We start from the raw sequence: 22,809 nt of genomic DNA on the forward strand, positions 1-22,809 counted from the left end.
GTATTATTCACCAAAAACCTAACCAGATTGCCTAAAATAGTGCGCTCTTTTGAATAGCATCCGTCAAGACCGACATGTCGCCCTTTTCTTTTGATGTTCGCACCTTGGTCATCGTCCACCAATGCCTTAGGTTTGACAGGTATAAGGACGGCGTGGCGGTTGTGATCGTCACTTTCCCAGTACCGCAAAGTTCGATACCTCATAATGAAGATGAACAAAATGGAATTGCCTTGTAGCGCTCTGCGTGACACAGGACGTTCAAGATGATTGCACCGCTCAATCGGTCCGGGGCCTAGCCCCAGCTTGCACAGGATATCAGATATGACCAATACCTTTATTGAGTTGCTCAACAGCAAAGATGTGTTGCTGGCCGATGGCGCCACTGGCACCAACCTTTTCAATATGGGCCTGCAATCAGGCGATTCTCCTGAATTCTGGAACGTTGACGAACCAAACAAGATCAAAGCCTTGTACCAAGGCTCGGTCGATGCGGGCAGTGACCTGTTTCTGACCAACACCTTTGGTGGTACCTCTGCACGTCTAAAGCTGCATAATGCCCAGGACCGGGTTTTCGAATTCAACAAGGCCGGCGCCGAGTTGGGACGCGAAGTCGCTGACAAATCAGGTCGTAAGATTGCAGTTGCCGGCTCCGTCGGCCCAACTGGTGAAATCATGCAGCCGGTTGGTGACCTCAGCCACGCGCTGGCGGTTGAAATGTTTCACGAACAGGCCGAAGGACTAAAAGCCGGCGGTGTCGACGTCTTATGGCTGGAAACCATCTCGGCCCCTGAAGAATTCCGCGCCGCTGCCGAGGCTTTTGCTCTGGCCGACATGCCCTGGTGCGGCACCATGAGCTTTGACACGGCTGGGCGCACGATGATGGGCGTCACCTCTTCGGCACTGGCTGAACTGGTCGAAGAGATTGCAAACAAACCACTGGCCTTTGGCGCCAACTGTGGAACCGGGGCCTCTGATATTCTGCGCACAGTTCTAGGCTTTGCCGCTCAAGGGACCGAACGTGCAGTCATCTCCAAGGGCAACGCCGGTATCCCAAAGTATGTAGATGGTCATATCCACTATGATGGAACCCCTGCGTTGATGGCCGAATATGCGGTTATGGCGCGTGACAGCGGTGCCAAAATCATTGGCGGTTGCTGTGGCACCCTGCCCGACCACCTGCGTGCTATGCGTGAGGCGCTGGATACGCGACCACGCGGAGACAAACCGGCACTAGAGCAGATTGTCGAAACCCTTGGCCCGTTTTCCTCTGACAGTGATGGTACTGGTGATTACGTCGCCCCCGTACGTGAACGCCGCGGACGTCGCAAAACCTAAAGCTACAGACAAATGTCATCGCAGCTACTTAAGGCTGCGGTGACAGTTGTCTCGTCGGGCTTCTTCGACCCGGCTCACCACTGGCAACTTGCGATGACGACCCGGCTAACGTTGCACTGAGCAATTCTAAAAAAATGACAATTGATCCCCGGGCTGGGCCGGGCAGGCAAACAAGTCGCACCGTAGGGTTGTCGTTTTTTCTTTTAATCCCAGCCTCTTGATCGCAGTCTTGAACCGATGCCCAATCATGCGGGCATATTCGCCTTCACCGCGCATACGTTGCCCCCAGCGCGGATCGTAATCTCGCCCGCCATGCATCTCACGCAGTCGCGCCATCACCTTGGCTGCACGCCCCGGTTCGTGTTCTGCAAGCCACTGTTGCCACAGCTCTGACACCTCTCGGGGTAAACGAAGCATGATCCAACTGGCCGCATCCGCCCCGGCCTCAGCGCCTGCAGCCAGCAGCGCTTCTATCTCGTTGTCCGTAAGACCTGGCACCACCGGGGCCACCATGATCCGAACCGGAATTCCCGCGTCGCTAAGGCGTCGGATAGTTGCCAACCGCCGGATGGGTGTCGGCGCCCGGGGTTCCATCCGGCGAGACAAGTCAGACGCAAGTGTCGTCACCGAAACACCAACCCGTACCAGTCCCTTGGCCGCCATCGGTGCCAGAATATCAATGTCCCGCTCAATCAGCGCGCCTTTGGTTACGACTGCCACGGGATGATTGAATTCGCTCAGCACTTTTAGACAGGCACGCACGACCTTCTGATCCCTCTCGATCGGCTGGTAGGGATCTGTATTGGTTCCAATTGCCAGTGTCGCCACCCGATATTTTCCGGCCCGCAGCTCACGGCGCAGCAACTCTGCCGCATTTGGCCGGGCGACAAGTTTTGTTTCAAAATCCAGCCCCGCTGATAGCCCAAGATAGGCATGGGTTGGGCGCGCAAAGCAATAAATGCACCCATGTTCGCAACCCCGATAGGGGTTCAGCGAGCGATCGAATGGCAAATCCGGAGATCGATTGTAGCTGATGATAGACCGGGCCATCTCTTGGCGTATCTCGGTCGCAATATGGGAAGGTTCCGGCTCTGATTGCCAGCCGTCGTCAACCGTTTCACACGACACATCAAAACGCCCGGCTTCATTGCTGAGCGCGGCCCGGGAAGTGTGGATTCTAATTCTGGTTTGATCTTGAGTTTGCATACCCAATCCTGCCTCACTGGCAGGAACAAATAAAGAACAAAGTACCCAAACCGAAGATCTCCATGTGTAATCTTCATTATTATTTTGGTGTTTTTGCGCATATACGTCGGTTCACGCCAGCGCAATGTCGCAAATATTGCAGTTCGCCCGCGACCTTTTGGCAAAAAGGGGACAGGAACACGGCCACACCGGGCTAGCCCCGACTTAAGTCAAGGAAGACTCCCATGTCAGAAGAAGAAGACATCATCCTCGCGGAACTGGACGACGAAGAACTTGTCCAGCAGATGTTTGACGATCTTTATGATGGTCTGCGCGAAGAAATTGAAGAAGGAGTCGCAATCCTTCTCGCCCGCGACTGGGAGCCCTACAAAGTGCTCACCGAAGCGCTGGTCAGTGGTATGACGATTGTTGGCGCCGATTTCCGCGACGGCATCTTGTTTGTCCCAGAGGTTCTACTGTCTGCAAACGCGATGAAAGGTGGCATGGCCATCCTGAAGCCGCTGCTTGCTGCGACGGGCGCGCCACAGGTCGGTAAAATGGTGATTGGAACAGTCAAAGGCGACATTCACGACATCGGCAAGAACCTTGTGTCCATGATGATGGAAGGCGCCGGCTTTGAAGTGGTGGACCTAGGGATCAACAACCCCGTGGAAAACTACATCGAAGCCGTGGAGCGGGAAAAAGCCGATATTCTTGGCATGTCCGCTTTGTTGACCACAACCATGCCTTACATGAAAGTTGTCATCGACACGCTAGTCGAACAAGGCAAGCGTGACGACTATATTGTTTTGGTTGGCGGCGCCCCGCTCAACGAAGAATTCGGCAAGGCGATTGGCGCTGACGGCTATTGCCGTGACGCGGCTGTGGCCGTGGAAATGGCCAAAGATTTTATAACCCGCAAACACAACCGATTGAGCGCCTGACTTGGCCCGTCGGGGAAGAGCGGCACGCCTGCAAGGCCGTGTCGCTATTCGCCCACCCTCCAGCGATCCGCTGGATGACAACACACTGACCGAACAGGGCCTGGCTGCACCAGAATTCAAGCCAGGCCGCATTCTTTTGATTGCATGTGGCGCCCTCGCCCGCGAGATCCTGGACATCAAAGCCAACAACCAGCTCACCCACATTGACCTGACCTGCTTGCCCGCCAAACTACACCTCTATCCGGACCAAATCCCAACTGCTGTCACCGCCGCAGTGAAAAAGCACCAAACCAGCTATGATCAGATTTACGTGGTCTATGCCGATTGCGGCACCGGCGGCGCCCTCGCTCGTACCTGCACCGAGCTGGGTGTTGAAATGGTTGCGGGGCCGCATTGCTATTCCTTCTTCGAAGGCAATCAAGTGTTTGAAGAAAAATCCGCTGCCGGAGAGATCACCGCCTTCTATCTCACCGACTTCCTGGTGAAACAATTCGATGCTTTCATCTGGCGTCCCATGGGCCTCGACAAAAACCCCGAGCTCCGCGAGATGATTTTTGGCAACTACACCACGCTGGTGTATCAATCCCAAGTCAACGATCCGGCGCTCGTACAGAAAGCTGCTCATTGTGCCACCCGACTCGGTCTGACGTTTGAGCACCGTCACACAGGTTACGGCGACCTGGAAACGACCCTGCGCGACTGGTCCGCCTTTTCATCTGGCTAAAAATATCCCGGGGTGAATTGGCCATCGGCCAAGAGGGGCTGGCCCCTGTTAAAGTCCCTTAGTCATTACTTGCTTCCGCGGCGACATGGTGAATTCGTTCAATCATAGATCGGACACCATTTGACCGTTGTGCGGACAGGTGATCTGTTAACCCAAGACGACCAAGCTCGCTCTTGGCATCAACCTTGCCGACGTCCCCGACTGGCAATCCACTATACAAAGCCCGCAAAACCGCAATCAGCCCGCGTACAATTATCGCATCGCTATCACCATCGAAGGCAAACACACCGTGCTCAATTTTTGGGTGCAACCATACTTGACTGGCACAGCCGTGGACTTTGGTTGAAGGCACCTTCAGGGCCTCGTCCATGGCCTCCATGGCTTTGCCATAGTCGATGACATAGCGGTATCGATCTTCCCAGTCTTCCAGGAATTCGAAATCCTCGACGATGTCCTCAAAGGCGGCACTGGCCATGATTTGGATCCGATCCGTTGGAGAAATGAACTGTCTTCGACCTATGCTGGCTTATGTTTTATTTCAACCGCTTTCCATCACGCCTGCAATCGGGTAATCCCTTGTAAGGACAATTCAAACGGGCGGCTTCCATGCGCATCTCTATTGTAGCTTTATTGATCACCGGGATTACTCTTTCCGGTTGCAGCAGTTGGCAGGGGTCAAGGGCGAACCCCGGCAACTGGTTTAATAAATCAAGAAGCGTTGAAGTTCCCGGTGATGCCAGCGTAGACCCGGTCAATGCTCTGATTCCCGCAGAAAAAGAAGGCGGGCTCTTCAGTCGTTCTAGCGACTCTGAGGAAGACTTCAGCGTTGCTGTGGCCAGTGTGACCGACCTGAAAATTGAACGAACACCATCCGGCGCGATAATCTATGCAACCGGGCTTGCCGCGCGCCAAGGCGCCCACGATGTCTGGCTGCGTCTGAACGAAGACAGCGATGAGACCTCGCTCGAGTATTCCTTCCGGGCTGTCTATCCGGAAACCGCAACACCGATCGGATCTGAGAACACCCGTATCCTTCGAGTGGCCGTTAGTCTGACACACCAGGACCTGGCCGGAATTAAATTGATCCGGGTGTCCAGCGAAAGCAACGCACGCGAAACACGACGCTAAGGGAAATTATAGTCGAGGACCCAGAGTCCTCGACCTATCTGTATTCAGAGGACCTTAGAGTTCGACAACTCTGACAGACTGGCCCTTGGCTGCCAGGCCGATCTTGCCATCACAGAGCCTCAACGCATCGGCCCCAAATACCTCCATCCGCCATCCAGACAGGGCTGCAACATCGCGTTGCCCAGCTGCAATGGCGTCCAGATCTGCGCTCGGTGCTATCAGCTTAGCGGCCACTCCGGCGTTTTCCGTCTTAGACTTCAACAGCACGCGCAACAGGTCAGCCAAAGCCGGATTGACCTGTAATTTTTCCTTGCTGCGATCTGGTTTCGGCATCTTGTCTGCTGGGCAACTCACCCCCTTGGCGACAGCTTCAAGGATGCCCTCGGCGATGGCACCCCGACGGGCTTCACGCAGCAACAGCCGCGACGCGCCAAGATCGGCGCCGGTTTTAGGCTTGGTCGAAGCCAGCTCGACCAGCGCGTCGTCCTTGAACACACGGTTGCGTGGCACATTATTCGTCTGAGCGTAATTTTCACGAAATGCAGCCAGCTCACGCACCACTGCCAAAAACTTGGACGAACTGGTTCGCGTTTTGATGCGGCGCCAGGCGTCTTGGGGTTGAATGTCATAGGTGCCTGGATTGGTCAGCACCTGCAGCTCTTCGGTAACCCAATGGCCCCGGCCACTTTTTTCCAATTCGGCGGCCAGATATTCATAAACGACGCGTAGGTGGGTCACATCAGCCAATGCATAGTTTTTCTGTGCGTCCGTAAGCGGACGGCGCGCCCAATCTGTAAACCGAGAGCTTTTATCAACACCTTCTTTGACAATTTTGCGGACCAAGGTCTCATAGCCAGCCTGATCCCCAAAGCCACAAACCATTGCAGCCACTTGCGTATCGAAAAGCGGAGTGGGAAAGACTTTGGCATCAACCCAGAAAATCTCCAGATCCTGGCGCGCGGCATGGAAGACCTTGACTACGGATTCATCGCGAAACAAATCATAGAGGGGTTCAAGCGACAGATCCTTTGACAGAGGATCCACCAAAACAGCATTCTCATCTCCCTCGCCGGGGAAGGCCAATTGAACCAGGCACAGCTTTGAATAGTAGGTTCGCTCGCGTAAGAACTCTGTATCCACTGTCACAAAGGGATGTTTTGCAGCGTCCTGGCAAAACTCTTTTAGCTCTTCAGTGGTGGTCAGAGTTTTCATAAGCTGCGTCTTTTCCTGATTTTGTCTTGCATATTTAACCCCTGATACGCGCTTGCGGGGCGCTTTGCAAACCGCCCCTCAGGTTGCGCTGACTTACCCTAACAGAACAGGTGTTCGATCACCTGCGGCATAGCGGCGTAAAACGTCCGGGTATAGTATATGCTCTTGTGTTAAAACCCGTTCGGCCAGCGTTTCCGGCGTATCATCCGGCAAGACGGGTACCCGCGCCTGCCCCAATAGCGGGCCATCATCCAGCACTGCTGTCACCTCGTGTACCGAGCATCCATGCGTGCTGTCCCCGGCTGCAAGAGCGCGGGCGTGGGTATGCAAACCAGTGTATTTGGGCAGCAACGAGGGATGAATGTTCAGCATCCGACCCTGAAATTGCGTTACAAAATCAACGGTCAAAACCCGCATAAACCCGGCCAGACAGACAATATCGGCGCCTGCGTCCAAAATTGGCTTCACCAGTTCTGCCTCAAACGCCTGTCGATCCCCCTTGAACGGACGGTGATCGACCACGGCTGTGGCAACGCCTGCTGCAGCGGCTTTTTTTAGACCGCCAGCATCGGCGTTATTGGACAACACCAGACAGGGGCGCGCCGGATGATCACCGGTCATGCTGTCCACCAGTGTCATCATGTTAGAGCCGCCACCCGAAATCAGGATGGCGACCTGTTTGTGTGCGCTCACAGCAACTTGCCTGTATAGCGCATACCGGCACCTGCAGTGACCGTTCCCAGACGCGACACTGTCTCGCCCTCGGCCGTCAACAGCTCGGTCAACGCGTCCGCGTGATCAGCCGAGACACTGAGGATCATGCCAATGCCGCAGTTGAAGGTTTTGAGCATTTCTGTTTCGGCAATATTGCCGGTCTGTGCCATCCATTGAAACACTCCGGGCAGCTGCCAGGCGTCTAAATCAATGTCAGCCCCAAGGTCATCGGGCAGAACGCGGGGCAGATTTTCGGTCAGACCGCCGCCGGTGATATGAGCCAGCGCATGAACACCCCCTGCCCGCACGGCGGCCAGACAGGATGTCACGTACAAACGCGTTGGCGTCAGCAGAGCCTCGCCCAGTTTACCTTCGGCAAAGGGACAGTCGTCATCCCAGCCCAAGCCTGAAATCTCAACCAGACGACGCACCAGCGAGTATCCGTTGGAATGCACCCCATCCGAGGCCAGCCCCAGTAGAACGTCACCTTCAACAACGTCAGCGGGCAGCGTGGCACCGCGTTCCATTGCACCAACCGAGAACCCGGCCAGGTCAAAGTCGCCCTTGGGGTACATGCCGGGCATTTCCGCCGTTTCGCCACCGATCAACGCGCAATTTGAGCGGACACAGCCCTCGGCGATGCCTTCGATAATCCGCGCGGCAGTTTCGGTTTCCAGTTTGCCCGTAGCAAAGTAGTCGAGGAAGAACAGTGGTTCAGCCCCCTGACACACCAGATCGTTGACGCACATGGCGACAAGATCAATGCCAACACCGTCAACAACACCGGTGTCGATGGCAATACGCAGCTTGGTTCCGACCCCATCGGTCGCGCCCACCAGGATAGGATCGTTATAGCCCGCGTCCTTAAGGTCGAATAGCGCGCCAAAACCGCCCAACCCGCTCATCACGCCCGAGCGGTTGGTGCGTTTGGCGGCCGGTTTGATCCGGTCTACCAGCGCGTTGCCTGCATCAATATCCACGCCTGCATCCGCATAGGTCAGGCCGTTTTTGCCAGTGGTCATCGCCGGGCTCCTTGGTATGAGTTGCGCAGCCTTTAGCGCAACATCCGACAGAATGAAATAAGCGAATCCGTCGCGCCCCAAAAACAAGGCCCTTCGATAGGAATTCATTACTCCGCTGCGCGCAAAACCGAGGAGATACCGGACAGCCGCAGTCGAAACCATTCGAGCTGATCATAGTGGAAGATGCGACACAGGCAACGCCGTCTCTCCTCTTCGACACACCACCCGCCACCACCTGCAGGTCAGGCTCTAGACCGACCTGTCCCATTATGCACCGATACTAGCTGAAGCCGTCAAAGTTCATTCGCTTTTACGGACAATCATTACTTGACCTGTTGGCCACCATTGCATAACCACCAGAACCGGCGGGCCCGTAGCAAAACGGTTAGTACAGAGTGTCCATATCGCTTTGACTATTGGCTCAAGTCCTTGTTAGTAGGGTAATACTTACTGATTGATTGTTCGAACTGGTCAATGGGCCTTGCGCTTTGCGGCTAGTAAGATCAGTACTACCTTACTGGTACGGCTTACCATTATGCCTGCCAGTAAGACTATTGGCCAAAAGATCGGCCACCCTTGGCGTTGCTGCAGTCACACTGCGGTCACCGCTTGTTCCTGGGGGATTAGCTCAATGGTTAGAGCAGAGCGCTCATAACGCTTTGGCTGGGGGTTCGAGTCCCTCATCCCCTAGGAAAGCACCCAGAACTAAGGTTGAATATCGGCTCCAGACAGTTCATCGCATTGCGGTCTAAGTCCAACTTGGCAAATTCTAAACTGACAGTGCTGGTCTAGTGGTCTTTGCAACACAAATCTGCTGAAGAGTCGCGCACGAGGAGACAAACAGTGCGCCCGCTGCCAAGCTACACATACAAGTCATGTGCAAGACACGGGCTTGCGTATATTTCACTCACTTTTGCCGTCGATCTTGATGCCCGTGCTGCCAATCAGCAGATTTAGCGGGTCGCTTCTGTCAAGAGACGGAACGTTTACGGTCAGGGTTCGCAAGTGCCCTCAAAGGGCACCGAAATCAGGCACTGTCCAACTTTGAGAAATCCGTTCTCATTTTATCGCAACAGCGCCCGACGATCCACGCGCACATAAAATGGTCTCCACAAACTGATCTTCAGTGGGCATCGGCTTTTCGGATAATAAGGTCCGCACTGCCATACGCGCGATCTCGACGGTATTTTGTGACACGCTGGTAAGTCTTGGAACGACAAGGTTAGCTAGGGTAATATCGTCAAAGCCAACGATCGACAAATCAGTTGGCACGTCAATCCCAAGGTCGCGTGCGACGCGAAGTGCCCCAATCGCCTGCTGATCGCTTGCCGCCGCAATCGCCGTTGGGCGCAGTTCTGCCCTCTCACTTAATAATCTACGGCCGATGTCTTCGCCAGAGGCGTAGTCAAAATGACCCTCAACAATCTGAAATTTCATGGTCGCGTCGGCCAGAGCCAGCTGCTGTAACCGGTCACAAAACCCCTTCCTCCTGAGCCGCCCCACCTCGGTCGATTGAGGACCGGAGATATAAGCGATCCGACGATGCCCCAGTTGGAAAAGGTGCTCGGCAACCAATGCAGATCCGGCCTCATGATCTGCAGATATAAGCTTGTAGTCCCCATATCTGCGGTCAACGCTAACGATGGGGACTTCCGTTTGAATGGAGACCTTTGACTGATCAACCGATCCGACGACGATCAACCCCTTTGGCATTTGGGCCAGTAAACCTTCTATCTGGCGGGCCTCGACATCTGGATCATCGTCTGAATTAGCTAACATGACCATATGGGCCTGTTGGGCTGCCTCGGCCTCGATGTTCTTTGCCAATTGGGCGAAAAAGGGGTTGGAAATGTCCGGTACTACCAGCCCCAATATATTCAACCTATTGGTCCGCAAAGCACGGGCTGCCATGTTTGGCTTGTACCCCAAGTCAGCAACCGCGGTCAAAACGCGGTCACGCAAGGCGGGCTTTACCGTTGGGTTATTTGAAAGCACTTTTGAAACAGTGCCGACGGAAACCCCCGCTTTGGTTGCGACATCCCTTACCGTTTTCATAGGGTCCCTGCCTTATCAGTCGTCTCTGAAAAACCCCAGAACCACCGACAAGTCAACGTGTACTTGGAGTATTCACCTGGACGACATAGCAGAAGTTACCTCTTCTAAAGTTGGTATGGAGTCCGCCGCCCCGTTACGCGTTGTTGCTATTGATGCCGCGTTGACAGCAACGTCTATTGCCGCACTGATAGACTGTCCGGAGGCCAGTGCTGCCGCAAATGCACCGTTAAAACAATCTCCGGCTGCGACGGTGTCGATGGAATTGACTTTGGGCGACTGTTTTTGGCCAGTCTTGCCGTCGATAGACCATGCAACTCCCATGGCGCCCATTGTGATAATACTGCCTTTGGCACCATATTCCTGAAGTTTACGCGCGGCTTCTTGTCCCTCGCCCAAGCTACGCGGCTCATGACCAGTGATCATCTTGGTTTCGCTGGCATTCGGCGTCAGGATATCGAAACATTGCAATGCATCCGGCGTCCAGAACGGTGTGGGGGCTGGGGCGGGATCCATGACCACCAATGCGCCGGCATTTTTCGCGATTTCCGCAGCCCGGACCGATGCCGCAAATGGGATTTCGTTTTGCAGCAGGATAATTTTACTGTTGGCAATAACCTGCGCGTGACTGTCAATAGACTGACCGGTAAGCGCGTCATTGGCACCGGAAGCAATCCGGATAATATTGCCGCCGTCCGGACCAACATCAATAAAAGCCATACCGGTTGCACAGGCACTCTGCACGGACAGCTCAGTCGCGACGCTATGGCTAAGTAAGCGCTGTTTAGCATCGGTCCCAAAGGTATCGGCACCGATTGCGCCGATAATAGCTGCTGTAGCCCCCATGCGAGAGGCCGCAACCGCTTGGTTTGCACCTTTTCCACCCAGTGAAATCAGGGTTTCCTTGGCAAGGACAGTTTCACCAACCTGAGGCCACCGTTCTAAATACGATGTCAGGTCGATGTTTATGCTGCCAACGACGGTTACGGTGTTCAAAACGCCACCCCACTTACCAGAATCAAGTTGCAATATGGGGCAAATTCCCCCGTCCTGACGACAGCTTTGGCATGTCTAGTTCGCTCCTTTAAGGCCTCGTGCGGCGTTGCGCTTAAGGCGACATCTCGGCCGGTCTCATGCGCCCATGCGCCAATAACCATTGTCATTTGCTCCGCCAGTTCATCTGGAGTTTCTATTGCACGGACAGCCGCCTCGATGATCAGTTCTGACCGCACCGCCTGCACCACATCCCAAAAACTTGGGATGCCCTGACTAACGGCGAGATCAATAACGGTGACACCCGCTGGTACCGGTAGGCCGGCATCTGCAATAACGATTTCGTCCAGGTGTCCAAGGGACGCAATAAGGGTGCTGAGATGGCGGTTTAAAAGCCTGCCCCGCTTCATGACGAGGACAATTTTGCGCGATAGTGATCCAGAATAACAGCAATGATAATCACCACGCCAGTGATCATCTGACGCATGAAGTCACTAAGTCCGATCAGAATAAGTCCGTTCGCTAAGACCCCAATGATGAAAGCGCCCAGTAAGGTGCCGATAACCGAGCCACGCCCACCAGCAAGACTGGTGCCGCCAATAATCACAGCCGCGATGGCGTTCAGCTCAAATCCAATCCCGGCAATGGGGCTGGCGATGCTAAGCCGGGCCATATAGACGATGGCCGCAATGCCTGCAGTTGCCCCACAGATTGTGAAGGCCGCGACTTTGTACCAAAACACAGGATGCCCGGCGAGACGCACTGCTTCCTCGTTGTTGCCAATCGCATAGATCAGACGGCCAAAGACTGTGCGGTTCAGCACGAACCAAGCGATGGCAACAAGGGCAAGCGCCAGCAGAAAGACAAACGGTATGCCAAAAACCATCTTTGACCCAAATTCTTCGAATGCAAACGGGAACGAATAGATGGTTTGCGCTCCAGAGACCTGCAACGCAGCACCACGGGCGATGTTCAACATCCCCAGCGTGATGATAAAGGACGGTAGTGCCCAATAGGCACTTATCACGCCGTTCACCAGACCACAGATCAACCCAGCCACCAACCCGGCGAGGATCGCCAGTAAAATCAGCTCGGTGGTGCCAAGTCCCGGCAATGTAATGGCTTTGCCGGCAATCACTGCTGCAAATGCCATTACTGATCCAACGGACAGGTCGATGCCGCCAATCAGGATTACGAAGGTCATACCGACGGCCAAGATCAGGTTGATGGTGATTTGGGTCAGGATATTGGTGATGTTATTGGGCGACAGAAAAAATTCTGAGGCGACCGAAAAGAAAAGGATCAAAAGCAACAAGGCAAGGCCGATACCTGCATTGTTCACGATCGACTTGACTGAAAAGGCACTGGAGCCCTTCATCAGGTTTTGGCTTTCACTGGAGCTCACTGGTTTTGTCCTTCTGGTGTCTCTGATTGCCCGTAGGCCAATTTCAAAATGGCTTCTTGTTGATAGTCTTCAGGCATCAGACTGCCCTGAACTTTATGCTCAGACATGACCAACAAACGGTCCGTTAGTGTGATCAGCTCAGGCAATTCAGACGACACGACAATCATCGACATCCCTTGCGCTGCTAAATCCTTTAGAATGGCATAGATTTCGGCTTTGGCGCCAACATCCACGCCACGCGTTGGTTCGTCCAAAAGCAAAATCTCAGGGTGCGAGGCTAACCATTTGGCCAGCACGACCTTTTGCTGGTTGCCGCCAGACAGACTGGATGCTGGATCGGACGCCTTGCCGTATTTCAACTTTAGACGGGCCCCACCCTGGATCGCCATCAGGCGTTCTTTGGCAAAGTTTAACAGCCCCTTCACCGATACATCCTTGATGCTGACCAATGACGTATTGGCAGCAATGTCCATATCCAGAATAAGGCCTTCGTCTTTGCGGTCTTCAGTTACAAAGCCAATTCCGGCGGCGATTGCATCCCGTGGGTTGCTGATTGAGATCCGATTTCCATTGCGAGAGATTTGCCCGGACTGGATTGGATCTGCACCAAAAATGGCCCGTAGCACCTCGGTGCGTCCGGCACCCACCAATCCCGCGATACCCAGAATTTCACCCTGTCGTAGGTCGAATGAAACGCCTTGGGGATGCGGGCTGGCTGCTGTTTGCAGGCCCTCAACAGACAAGACAATGGAGTCGCAAATAGCGTCGTTTAACTCTTTGGTTTGTTCCGACAATGTGCGTCCAACCATGTGGCGAACAACACCTTCGGGCGAGGTGTCAGCTATGTTTTCCGTGGCAATGGTTTGGCCATTGCGAAAGATCGTTACCCGATCACAAATCGCAAAGACCTCATCCAGGTGATGCGACACAAAGACGACCGTAACACCTTTGGCCTTGATGCCTGCCACAATGTCAAACAACCGCGAGGTTTCGCGTTCGGTCAAAGTGGCCGTCGGCTCATCCAGGATCAGAATCCGGCTTTCGGTTTGCAGCGCACGCGCGATCTCAATCAATTGCCGGTGCGCAATGCCCAGCCTGCTGACGGGAGTGTCAACATCCACGTCATTGAGGCCAATTGCATCTAGCGCAGTGCGGGCACGTCGCTTCATTTCGGTCCGATCAAGCAGACCGAAGCGGGCCCTTGGAAAGGCCTCGATAGAGATATTCTCGGCGACACTCAGATCGGTCAGAAGGTTAAACTCCTGGTGGACCACCTGAATGCCGGCCGCTTTGGCAAAGTGCGGATCAGAGGGTTCAAACGCAGCCCCGCCAAGAGATATTGTACCTGCATCATAGTGATGAACACCGGTAAGCACTTTGATCAAAGTGGATTTACCGGCGCCGTTTTCACCGACAAGTGCGTGAACTTCACCAGCTTTTAGCGAAAAACTAACGCCACTTAACGCATGCACACCGCCAAAAGATTTGCGCAGGTCTGTTACGTCCAGCAGTATGTCATCTGTGGGTGAAGCTTGGACAGCTTGGGCCATGGTATGTGGTCCGATCCTGATAGTTCTAATGAACGCCCGGCACCAAAGCGCCGGGCGCAGGTCATATTACTGACCTTTAACCAACTCAATTTCAGTTTTTACCCAACCCTCAAGGGCCGGGCCACCAGCAACAACCTCAAGTGCGAGGTCGATGGAGTCTGCGGCCATACGGGTGCCAAACTGGTCAACAGTCGCCAACATACGGCCGTCGGCGATCATGGGGCCAACGGCTGGAATGTTGTCGAAACCAACCACAATGATGTCCGAACGCCCTGCAGCTTCCAGTGCTTTCACAACGCCCACCGCCATCGAGTCATTGGCCGCCATAACGCCCTGGATGTCAGGATGTGCAGTCAACATTGCCGAGAAGACCTGGTTGGCTTCTTCGGTTTCCCAATGCGCCGTACGGCTATCCAGCAGGTCCAGTTTGTATTCCTCAACCGAGGCTTCAAAACCCAAACGACGCTCGTTTGCGTTGTCTGCGCCTGGGTTGCCTTCGATGATGACGATTTTGCCGCCGTCACCTAAAGCTTGACCCAGTGCGTCACCAGCCAGTTTTGCACCGCCACGGTTGTCTGGTCCGACAAACGCAAGATCGATACCCTGCTGTTCTTTGGCAGCTGCATCAAGCGAGACATCAAAGTTCACCACGACAATGCCTGCTTCCATCGCACGCTTGATCGGACGCACCATGGCACGGCTGTCAGCTGGGGCGATAACAATCGCATCAACGCCCTGGGTGATAAAGTTTTCAACCGCATTGATTTGCGATTCAAAGTCGGTTTCGTTCTGCATGCCGACAGCGATCAAGGTGTAATCCCCGCGCATTTTAGCGTGCTCTTCGGCGCCAACCATCATGTTCTGAAAAAATTCGTTGGCCAAGGACTTCATCACAAGTCCAACGACGGGTTTATCTTCGGCAGCTGCAATTCCAGCAGACAACAAGATACCGGTCGCTGCCGCAGCAGCGATTTTAACAAGCTTCATTCGAGCCTCCCTAGTTTATATGGGGCCGACTCCACGCGTCACGACGTAGCAATCAACCTGTGCTTTAACATGAGGAGATTCTGCTTTCTGTCAATATGAAACGTTTCATAAATGACGTTCTTTGAATTTGCAGCCTTCAAGTCGCGAGACTTTATTGTTTAAATTTAAAGACTTAGCACAACTTTTTCTGCTCACAATTTTTGAAATCCCCGTGTTAGACACATGGATTTACGGACTCTAACCTTGGCATTTATGCAAAAGTCTACTGTCGGCCAGGCAGGAACTGACCTGACACCATCAGGAAAATTCCCACTCGATACAAGGGCGAGTCTTTAGTCATGTCCTAGGGCAATGCGACCGCCCATCCCGCCGAAACATTATTGGGTCGCTGCAGCCATCAATCGATACACAATCTGCGCGGCAGTAAAGTCCCAAGCCGCATTGCCGTCCGGGGCAAGTTCTACCACGTCCAAGCCGACGCATTTACGGCCCTTCAGCGCGTGTTCGACAAGTCGCAAGGCTTGGTAGAACCCCAAACCACCCGGTACAGGGGTTCCGGTTGCGGGCATTTGCGCCGGGTCCAAGCCATCAACATCAAAGGAAACATAGATCAATTCAGGGAAATCACTGGGCAAATCGACCGCCAGCGTATTTGTCGTTACCAGATCCTCAGCATCTCGAAAAAAGACGTTATTTTGTGTCCGGCTGTCCACCTCTTGCTGGCACAGCGCGCGCACTCCAAACTGGGCAATATGGATGCCCTCTTCGCTGAGCAGGTGCATGACCGAGGCATGCGAGTGTTTCTCGTCCTGATAGGCGATTCGAAGGTCAGCATGGGCATCGATCTGCACGATGCCAACCGGTTTCCCAAGCGCCCGCGCCACTCCCATAACGGCCCCATATGAAAGGGAATGTTCACCGCCCAGCGTCACCGGAATTTTCCCGGCTTTCACTGCCGCCTCGGTGCGCATGGCAAGTCGGTCCATCACGTCAGGCAATGGACCGTCGCAGTTCACCGCGGTCTCAGTATAGATGCCTCGCGAGCAGGGTTCAAAGCCATTGCACAGACGCTCCAGCTCATCACTGGCCTCCAGTATGGCCTGCGGGCCGTGCTTGGTCCCGGCCCCATAAGACACTGTACGCTCTAGCGGCATCGGAATGACCCGAAACAACGCATCTAGGCTGCGTTCGGCTGCGGTCAGTTCACTGTCCAGAAAAATGCTCATATCATGAAAGCCTGTTGCGAAAATCTTCATAAGTAAACTCGCGGATCATCGTTAGGGCATCCGTGTTCGAGTTCCACAGAGCAATGGCCGGCAGGGCGACGCCATTGAAAGTATTGGTTTTAACCATCGAATAATGCGCCTGATCCAAAAACGCGAACCGGTCGCCGATGGCAAGTGGCTGCGCCCGCGCATAATCACCAATCACATCACCGGCCAGACACGATGGCCCGCCAAACCGATAAGACGACCCATCTGCGACCTCATCCAACATTGCCGGACGGTACGGTGCTTCGATGACATCGGGCATGTGGCAAGTGGCCGAGATATCGGTGATGGCCAGGTTGATCTGGTTACGCGGCAAATCCAGCACCTCGCCAACCAGAATGCCCGCGTCCAGCGCCACCGCCTCGCCTGGTTCCAGATAGATCTGCAACCCAGTGCGTGCTCGCAGATCGGTGATAAAAGCAATCAGGGCCTCGCGGTCATAGTCAGCGCGGGTGATGTGGTGACCGCCACCAAAGTTCAGCCATTTCAGCTGCCCCAGATAAGGCTTGATCCGATCCTCGATCGCGGCCCATGTACGGGCCAAGGGTTCAAACCCCTGTTCGCAAAGGGTATGCATATGCAACCCGTCGACGCCTGACAGCACCGCATGATCCAATTGAGAGACTGGCGTGCCCAGGCGGGACCCCGGAGCACAGGGGTCATATTTGGCAATCTCGCCCTCGGAATGTTCCGGATTGATCCGCAAGCCCACATGAACGGGGCGATCCGATGCCTGCACGCGCGGCAGAAACCGGTCTTTTTGGGCGGGAGAGTTGAAAATCAGATGATCCGAAAGCGCGATAATCTGGTCGATCTCACTGGATTTATACCCGGCGCAATAGGTAACAACGGTGCCGCCATATTCCTCACGCGCTAACTGGGCCTCATACAGGCCCGAGGCACAGGTGCCCGACAGGTAGCGCCGCACCAGTGGGGCCAGCGAAAACATCGAGAACGCCTTGAGCGCCGACAGGACCTGAGCGCCAGATTGATCAGCCACGTCCCGCAGGATCGCGAGGTTGCGCTCCACCGCAACCTCGTCAACCACAAAGCAGGGACTGGGGACCCGGGACAGATCAAACTGCCTAAAGGCCCCCGCATCCCCGGCCTGGGTTTGCATCACATCTGCCAAGGCTTAGAACTCAACCGGGCCGTCAAGCTCATGGACCTGCCATGGCAGGCCATGATCGTTCAGCATGTCCATGAAATTGTCGGGATCCAGCTGCTCCATGTTCCAAACACCCGGCTCACGCCAATTGCCTTTTAGCACCTGAGCCGCACCGATCATCGCCGGAACCCCGGTGGTATAGGAAACGGCCTGACTGCCGACCTCGGCGTAGCATTCCTCATGGTCACAGATGTTGTAGATGTAGTAGGTCTTCTCACCACTGCCATCTTTGGCCTGCCCTGTCGCAATATCGCCGATGCAAGCCTTGCCCTTGGTCAGGGCCCCCAGATCACTGGGATCAGGGAGAAGCGTGGTCAGGAACTTGATTGGGATGATCTCATGCCCATCGTGCATCACTGGCTCGATGCCGGTCATGCCGATGTTCTGCAGCACTGTCGCATGCATGATGTAGGCGTCGCCAAATGTCATCCAGAACCGGGCGCGCTCGATCTCAGGGAAGTGGGTCGACAGCGACTCCAGCTCCTCATGATACATCAGGTACATATTCTTGGGGCCGACGCCGGGGAAGTCATATTCGACCTTGTGGGTCATCGCCGGGGTCGGCTGCCAGGCACCGTTTTCCCAGTGACGTGCCTCGGCCAGGACTTCTCGCAGGTTGATTTCTGGATTGAAATTGGTGGCAAAGGCCTGACCGTTGTCCCCGCCATTGGCATCCAGAATGTCGATCTGGCGGATGGTGTCCAATTTGTGCTTTTTCAGCCAGGTGGCAAACACCGAGGTTACCCCCGGATCAAAGCCTGAGCCCAGAATGGCGGTCAGACCAGCGGCCTTGAACTTGTCCTGATAGGCCCACTGCCAGTGATACTCAAACTTGGCCTCGTCCTCGGGTTCGTAGTTCGCCGTGTCCAGATAGTTGATACCGGCTTCAAGGCAGGCATCCATCAGTTTCAGATCCTGATACGGCAGCGCCAGATTGACCAGCAACTCGGCGCCACTTTCGCGGATCAAGGCCACCACGGCAGGCACATCCATGGCGTCCACTTCAGCGGTGCGAATATCGACGCCGGTGCGCGATTTCACCTCCGTCGCAATGTCATCGCATTTGAATTTGCGCCGAGACGCCAGCGTGATCTCGGTGAAAATATCCGAGTTCATAGCCATCTTATGTACGGCCGCAGACGAAACCCCGCCCGCGCCGATCACCAGTGTTTTACCCATGGGTTTGCCTCCAGGTCGTTGTGTTATTCATAGTAGGTATAGCCGTTAATACTGTCGCGGTATGCGGCCATCAGTGTTTTTCGATCTTTGGCGTCCAGTCGATTTTGTGAAACCGCTTGATCAATCAACTTACGAAAGGCCGCAACGCAGTCACGCGGATCATATTCAACATAGGACAGGACCTCGGCAATTGTATCGCCTTCCTGTTCGTGCAGCAGGTCAAAACTGGCATCGTCGCGCAGCTCAATCGTGGCCACGTGGGTATCGCCGAACAGATTGTGCAAATCGCCCAGTGTTTCCTGATAGGCGCCCACAAAAAAGGCACCGATGTAATAGGGCTGCGTATCGTCCAGCCCATGCACCGGCAGCGATTTGGACACCCCGTCGGCCAGAATGAAACTGTCGATCTTACCGTCCGAGTCGCAGGTGATGTCAGACAGGACCGCCCGTCTATCAGGTTCCTCGTTCAGCTTTTGCAAAGGCACAACCGGATGCAACTGATCAATGGCCCAGACATCTGGTAACGACTGGAACAGCGAGAAATTGCAATGATAGATGTCAGCAAGTTGTTCCAGATGGGCATCGATTTCCGGAGCCGCTCCCGGCTCTGGCGCCAAATGTTTGATCTTGGACATCAAATGCAGATAAATCCGTTCCCCCCGTGCCATCTGACGCAGGTCGATATACCCCCGGCGGAACAGAGCCCGCAGTTCGTTTCGATAAAATGTCGCATCATTCAGACATTCCTGCAGACGTTTCTGGCTTAAGTACTCCGCGATGGCTGCAAGGTCGGTCACCAGATGATGGTCACCAGCATCGGGCTTCGGGGCCGAATGCGCGTCATATAACGTTGCCTCAAGCACATTAAAAATCAGCATCGACGACGTCGCAACAACGGCCCGGCCACTTTCCGTCACAAGGGTGGGATGCTTCAATCCGGCCTCGTCCAAGGCATAGGTGACGGTTTCCACCACATTGGCGCAGTATTCTGCCACTGAATAATTGATTGAGTTTTCACTGGCCGCTTTTTCACCGGTATAGTCCACCCCCAGACCGCCGCCGAGATCAAGATGAGTGAGGGGCACACCCTCGCGGGTCAATTCAACAAAGTAACGGCAGGCCTCACCAACGGCACGACGTACATCATTGACGTCCGGAATTTGTGAGCCCAAATGGGAGTGCTGCAGCTTTAGGCAATGCAGCATCCCGGCGTCTCTAAGCCTGTCAACGACCGCAACCAACTGATCGGTGTGCATGCCAAAGGTGGACCGATCGCCGGAACTTTCGGCCCAATTGCCACTGATCTGATTGGTCAGTTTGACACGAACACCCAGCAAGGGTTCTTGGCCCAGCTCTTCAACGACCTGCAAAACGGTTTCCAGCTCTTTAGGGCTTTCCAAGACGATGACAGTATTAAAGCCAAGCTTGCGCGACAGGATCGCCAGCCGGATGAATTCCGCGTCTTTGACGCCGTTGCAAACAATCAGCGCGTCCCTAGCCAGTCTATGCGCCAGTGCAATCACCAATTCGGGCTTTGATCCTGCCTCTAATCCATAAGAATAAGGGCGGCCAAATTCGACGATCCGGTCAATCACCTGCGCCTGTTGGTTCACCTTTATTGGGAACACACCACGGTATGTCCCCTTATAGCCTACCCGGTCGATGGCGGCTGCGAAGCTATCGTTGATGTTGCGAATACCCTGCTCAAGAAACGAGCTGACACGCAACAGCAGCGGCGTATGGATACCACGCTCCTGCAGGCCATGGATGATCGAGGGTAAGCTGACAACCGGCGCGTCAGGGTTCAGAGGATTTTTAAGGCCCAGATCGCCGTTCGGCAAAACCGACACCAGATCCATGCCCCATCTGTCAATCGCGTAGACTGCGTGTGGTGGTGTCTTTTGCACTGTCACGGCTGGCCCTCCTGAGATGGGGTGTGAAAACGGCGCGACTCGGCCCCGGATCGGTCATATATCCCCAAATATTGCCGTCACAAGTAAAATTTATTGCTGTATCAGGTCTGTGGCAGCATTATTTGGCCGCACAGAGCTATCGATCTATAACAACGATGTAAGTTGCGCTGATCGTCTGGGTTAATAGACGTCATTTTCCAGTGCAAAGGGAACACCCAAATCCGGCCCCCTTTGCATCTGTTTTTACTTATAGAACGCAGGTTTTTCAATAAGTGAGACTGCCGTTTTCTGGCCACTCGCCAAGGCCGCCACACCCGCTTCGGCGACAGCCGTTGAGCAATATCCATCCCAGGCATCCGCCGCAGCTGCAGAGGTTTTTCCACTACGCACAAACTGCAGAAAATCCTTGTTTTGCAGACGATACGCCTCAGAAAAGCGTTTACGCCAATCTGCCGGATACGACTCGTATCCTTTGAAGCCGAGATTGTATTTGGACGTCACTGGCGTGTTCAGGAACACAGATCCCTTTTCGCCAACCAATTCGCCGCGCACGTCATAGCCATAAGTTGCGTTGTTGTTGACCTCGATATTGACGATTTGATCGTCAACTGTTTCCAAGACCATGAAAACGGGGCCAACTTTGCCCGCCACTCCAGCCGGCGCAAAGGCGGTAATGCTTTTGAATTCGGTCCCCAGAACAAACCGGGCCACGTCGAACTCGTGACAGGCGGAACTGGTTATCGCCATGCTGGCCTCAAATCCAGTTGGTGGAGTGTCCACGTTACGGTGGAAATTATGCATCATCAGGGCTTGGCCCAAAGTGCCGTCCGTCAACGCCAGTTTCATATCAGAATAAGACGGATCAAACCGGCGCATAAAGCCCAGTTGAACCATTTGCCGCCCCAGTGCCTCTTCGGCTTTCATGACTTGAATGCACTCGTCCATGTTGGGGGACAGTGGTTTTTCGCACAGAACAGGCTTGCCCGCATTGATGGCAGTCAAAGTAAGTGCTGCGTGGGTGTGATCCGGACTGGCAATGACAACGGCATCCACGTCATCGCGCAAGATTGCGGCCTCTGGGTTCGAAACAACGTCCTGCGCGCCCAGCTGATCGGCCAAGGCTTTTGCACGATCCGTAGCAGCGTCGCACAGGACTTGCAGACGCACACTTGGCAATTCGGTCGCAAAGATGCGAGCGTGGTCCGCCCCCATGATTCCAGCGCCGATGATGGCAATTCGAATAGTCATGTCATGTGCCTAACTTACATAGAAAGCGCCCATTCGCGCTATGGTTGAACAATCGGGGCTACACATAGGCCTGTCAGCAATAATCACCATTGCAAAAGCTCGCCTGTTACGCCGAGATATAATTGGATCGAAGGTAGAAATAACGCACTCAACGGTATCCTATAATTAAATACTTCACCTCAACATGCGAAACCACGTAGCACGGAGGACGGATGTTGCATAGTAGCGCTAACAATTATCTGACGACATAATACACGCCCCGGGCCCCGGCCATAAAGGCTAGACGATAATCGGAAAAACGCTTGTGTTTTTGACCACTCCATAAACAAAACTGGTATCAATTGAGGCAATGCCGCCAATGGAGTGTAGTCGTTTTCGCACGAAATTCTCATAATCCGCCAGGTCTGCCACGACGACCCGCAGCAGATAGTCCGACACCCCCGTCATGACAAAACACTCCAAAACTTCGTCGACCTGACGGACACTTTGCTCAAACTGCCCCACACAGGCATCCGTGTGGCGTTCCAGTGTTACCCGCACGAATACCGTAACGGGTAGCCCGTAAGACGCAGCATCCACATCAACGCTAAATCCCTTGATGGCTCCGCTTTTCTCCAACAGCTTTACCCGGCGCAAGCAGGGCGAGGGAGACAGGTTCACCTCGGCAGCAAGATCTTGATTCGTCATCCGACCATTTCGTTGCAATGCCCGGATAATCTGGCGATCTTTATGGTCCATATGGCACTCCAGTAGCATAATATGCCAATGTTGGATCATAT

21 protein-coding genes and 1 tRNA gene are annotated in these 22,809 nt (G+C 54.3%); 5 read left to right on the forward strand and 17 right to left on the reverse strand.

Annotated elements, in window-relative coordinates; all coding sequences use genetic code 11:
* The first annotated feature begins 321 nt into the window (after positions 1 to 321).
* On the forward strand, positions 322 to 1,335 hold the full coding sequence (gene bmt / locus EBB79_RS11560) for a betaine--homocysteine S-methyltransferase (RefSeq protein ID WP_127749038.1): 1,014 nt from the start codon (positions 322 to 324) through the stop codon (positions 1,333 to 1,335).
* 126 nt (positions 1,336 to 1,461) lie between these two features.
* Here bmt and EBB79_RS11565 read toward each other — a convergent pair whose 3' ends face one another.
* Entirely contained in the window at positions 1,462 to 2,541 is a 1,080-nt protein-coding gene (locus EBB79_RS11565) for a PA0069 family radical SAM protein (RefSeq protein ID WP_127749039.1), read from the reverse strand.
* Between the two features lie 224 nt (positions 2,542 to 2,765).
* Here EBB79_RS11565 and EBB79_RS11570 point away from each other — a divergent pair, with 224 nt between their 5' ends.
* Together EBB79_RS11570 and EBB79_RS11575 are read left to right on the forward strand one after the other, a co-directional pair.
* A complete protein-coding gene (locus EBB79_RS11570) occupies positions 2,766 to 3,464 on the forward strand; it encodes a corrinoid protein (protein ID WP_127749040.1) in 699 nt (232 codons plus the stop codon).
* A 1-nt stretch (position 3,465) separates the two neighbouring features.
* Positions 3,466 to 4,188 carry a DUF1638 domain-containing protein gene (locus EBB79_RS11575; protein WP_127749041.1) on the forward strand — a complete coding sequence of 241 codons (723 nt, stop codon included), beginning with the start codon at positions 3,466 to 3,468 and terminating at the stop codon, positions 4,186 to 4,188.
* 58 nt (positions 4,189 to 4,246) lie between these two features.
* On the opposite strand, the gene EBB79_RS11580 is transcribed toward EBB79_RS11575, so the two are convergent.
* Positions 4,247 to 4,663, reverse strand: coding sequence for a SufE family protein (locus EBB79_RS11580; protein WP_127749042.1), 417 nt, complete (start codon positions 4,661 to 4,663; stop codon positions 4,247 to 4,249).
* 131 nt (positions 4,664 to 4,794) lie between these two features.
* Between EBB79_RS11580 and EBB79_RS11585 the strand changes: the two genes are divergently transcribed.
* The gene (locus tag EBB79_RS11585) at positions 4,795 to 5,316 is read left to right on the forward strand and encodes a hypothetical protein (RefSeq protein WP_127749043.1); all 522 of its coding nucleotides are present in this window, start codon (positions 4,795 to 4,797) and stop codon (positions 5,314 to 5,316) included.
* Positions 5,317 to 5,370: 54 nt separating this feature from the next.
* Here EBB79_RS11585 and rnd read toward each other — a convergent pair whose 3' ends face one another.
* The 3 genes from rnd to purM form a co-directional block, all read right to left on the reverse strand.
* Positions 5,371 to 6,528 carry a ribonuclease D gene (gene rnd, locus EBB79_RS11590; protein WP_127749044.1) on the reverse strand — a complete coding sequence of 386 codons (1,158 nt, stop codon included), beginning with the start codon at positions 6,526 to 6,528 and terminating at the stop codon, positions 5,371 to 5,373.
* A 93-nt stretch (positions 6,529 to 6,621) separates the two neighbouring features.
* The gene (purN, locus tag EBB79_RS11595; RefSeq protein WP_238705082.1) at positions 6,622 to 7,170 is read right to left on the reverse strand and encodes a phosphoribosylglycinamide formyltransferase; all 549 of its coding nucleotides are present in this window, start codon (positions 7,168 to 7,170) and stop codon (positions 6,622 to 6,624) included.
* A 47-nt stretch (positions 7,171 to 7,217) separates the two neighbouring features.
* On the reverse strand, positions 7,218 to 8,264 hold the full coding sequence (gene purM / locus EBB79_RS11600) for a phosphoribosylformylglycinamidine cyclo-ligase (RefSeq protein WP_127749046.1): 1,047 nt from the start codon (positions 8,262 to 8,264) through the stop codon (positions 7,218 to 7,220).
* Positions 8,265 to 8,881: 617 nt separating this feature from the next.
* On the opposite strand from purM, the gene EBB79_RS11605 reads away from it, so the two are divergent.
* A tRNA-Ile gene (locus EBB79_RS11605) sits at positions 8,882 to 8,954 on the forward strand.
* A gap of 369 nt (positions 8,955 to 9,323) precedes the next feature.
* Here the strand turns inward: EBB79_RS11605 and EBB79_RS11610 are convergent.
* The 12 genes from EBB79_RS11610 to EBB79_RS11665 all read right to left on the reverse strand — a co-directional run bounded on the left by EBB79_RS11610 (position 9,324) and on the right by EBB79_RS11665 (position 22,768).
* Entirely contained in the window at positions 9,324 to 10,319 is a 996-nt protein-coding gene (locus tag EBB79_RS11610) for a LacI family DNA-binding transcriptional regulator (RefSeq protein ID WP_127749047.1), read from the reverse strand.
* Positions 10,320 to 10,391: 72 nt separating this feature from the next.
* Positions 10,392 to 11,312, reverse strand: coding sequence for a ribokinase (locus EBB79_RS11615; RefSeq protein WP_127749048.1), 921 nt, complete (start codon positions 11,310 to 11,312; stop codon positions 10,392 to 10,394).
* Complete coding sequence (rbsD, locus tag EBB79_RS25640; RefSeq protein ID WP_127749049.1) at positions 11,309 to 11,719, reverse strand: D-ribose pyranase; 411 nt, start codon at positions 11,717 to 11,719, stop codon at positions 11,309 to 11,311. Before rbsD ends, EBB79_RS11615 begins: the two co-directional genes overlap by 4 nt.
* Positions 11,716 to 12,714 carry an ABC transporter permease gene (locus EBB79_RS11625; RefSeq protein ID WP_238704880.1) on the reverse strand — a complete coding sequence of 333 codons (999 nt, stop codon included), beginning with the start codon at positions 12,712 to 12,714 and terminating at the stop codon, positions 11,716 to 11,718. Before EBB79_RS11625 ends, rbsD begins: the two co-directional genes overlap by 4 nt.
* On the reverse strand, positions 12,711 to 14,264 hold the full coding sequence (locus EBB79_RS11630; protein WP_127749050.1) for a sugar ABC transporter ATP-binding protein: 1,554 nt from the start codon (positions 14,262 to 14,264) through the stop codon (positions 12,711 to 12,713). Before EBB79_RS11630 ends, EBB79_RS11625 begins: the two co-directional genes overlap by 4 nt.
* 66 nt (positions 14,265 to 14,330) lie before the next feature.
* Positions 14,331 to 15,251: a sugar ABC transporter substrate-binding protein gene (locus EBB79_RS11635; RefSeq protein WP_127749051.1), complete on the reverse strand. Its 921-nt coding sequence runs from the start codon at positions 15,249 to 15,251 to the stop codon at positions 14,331 to 14,333.
* A gap of 377 nt (positions 15,252 to 15,628) precedes the next feature.
* Positions 15,629 to 16,477: an agmatinase gene (gene speB, locus EBB79_RS11640; RefSeq protein WP_127749052.1), complete on the reverse strand. Its 849-nt coding sequence runs from the start codon at positions 16,475 to 16,477 to the stop codon at positions 15,629 to 15,631.
* A gap of 1 nt (position 16,478) precedes the next feature.
* A complete protein-coding gene (gene nspC / locus EBB79_RS11645) occupies positions 16,479 to 17,654 on the reverse strand; it encodes a carboxynorspermidine decarboxylase (RefSeq protein ID WP_127749053.1) in 1,176 nt (391 codons plus the stop codon).
* A gap of 3 nt (positions 17,655 to 17,657) precedes the next feature.
* Positions 17,658 to 18,869, reverse strand: a complete 1,212-nt coding sequence (locus EBB79_RS11650) for a saccharopine dehydrogenase family protein (protein ID WP_127749054.1) — start codon at positions 18,867 to 18,869, stop codon at positions 17,658 to 17,660.
* 23 nt (positions 18,870 to 18,892) lie between these two features.
* The gene (gene speA, locus EBB79_RS11655; protein ID WP_127750968.1) at positions 18,893 to 20,776 is read right to left on the reverse strand and encodes a biosynthetic arginine decarboxylase; all 1,884 of its coding nucleotides are present in this window, start codon (positions 20,774 to 20,776) and stop codon (positions 18,893 to 18,895) included.
* Between the two features lie 249 nt (positions 20,777 to 21,025).
* Entirely contained in the window at positions 21,026 to 22,030 is a 1,005-nt protein-coding gene (locus EBB79_RS11660) for a Gfo/Idh/MocA family oxidoreductase (protein WP_127749055.1), read from the reverse strand.
* A gap of 279 nt (positions 22,031 to 22,309) precedes the next feature.
* Positions 22,310 to 22,768 (reverse strand): Lrp/AsnC family transcriptional regulator, encoded by a 459-nt coding sequence (locus tag EBB79_RS11665; RefSeq protein WP_127749056.1) that lies wholly within the window; start codon positions 22,766 to 22,768, stop codon positions 22,310 to 22,312.
* Positions 22,769 to 22,809 lie beyond the last annotated feature (41 nt).

This window comes from Parasedimentitalea marina, from assembly GCF_004006175.1.
Classification (GTDB): Bacteria; Pseudomonadota; Alphaproteobacteria; order Rhodobacterales; family Rhodobacteraceae; genus Parasedimentitalea; species Parasedimentitalea marina.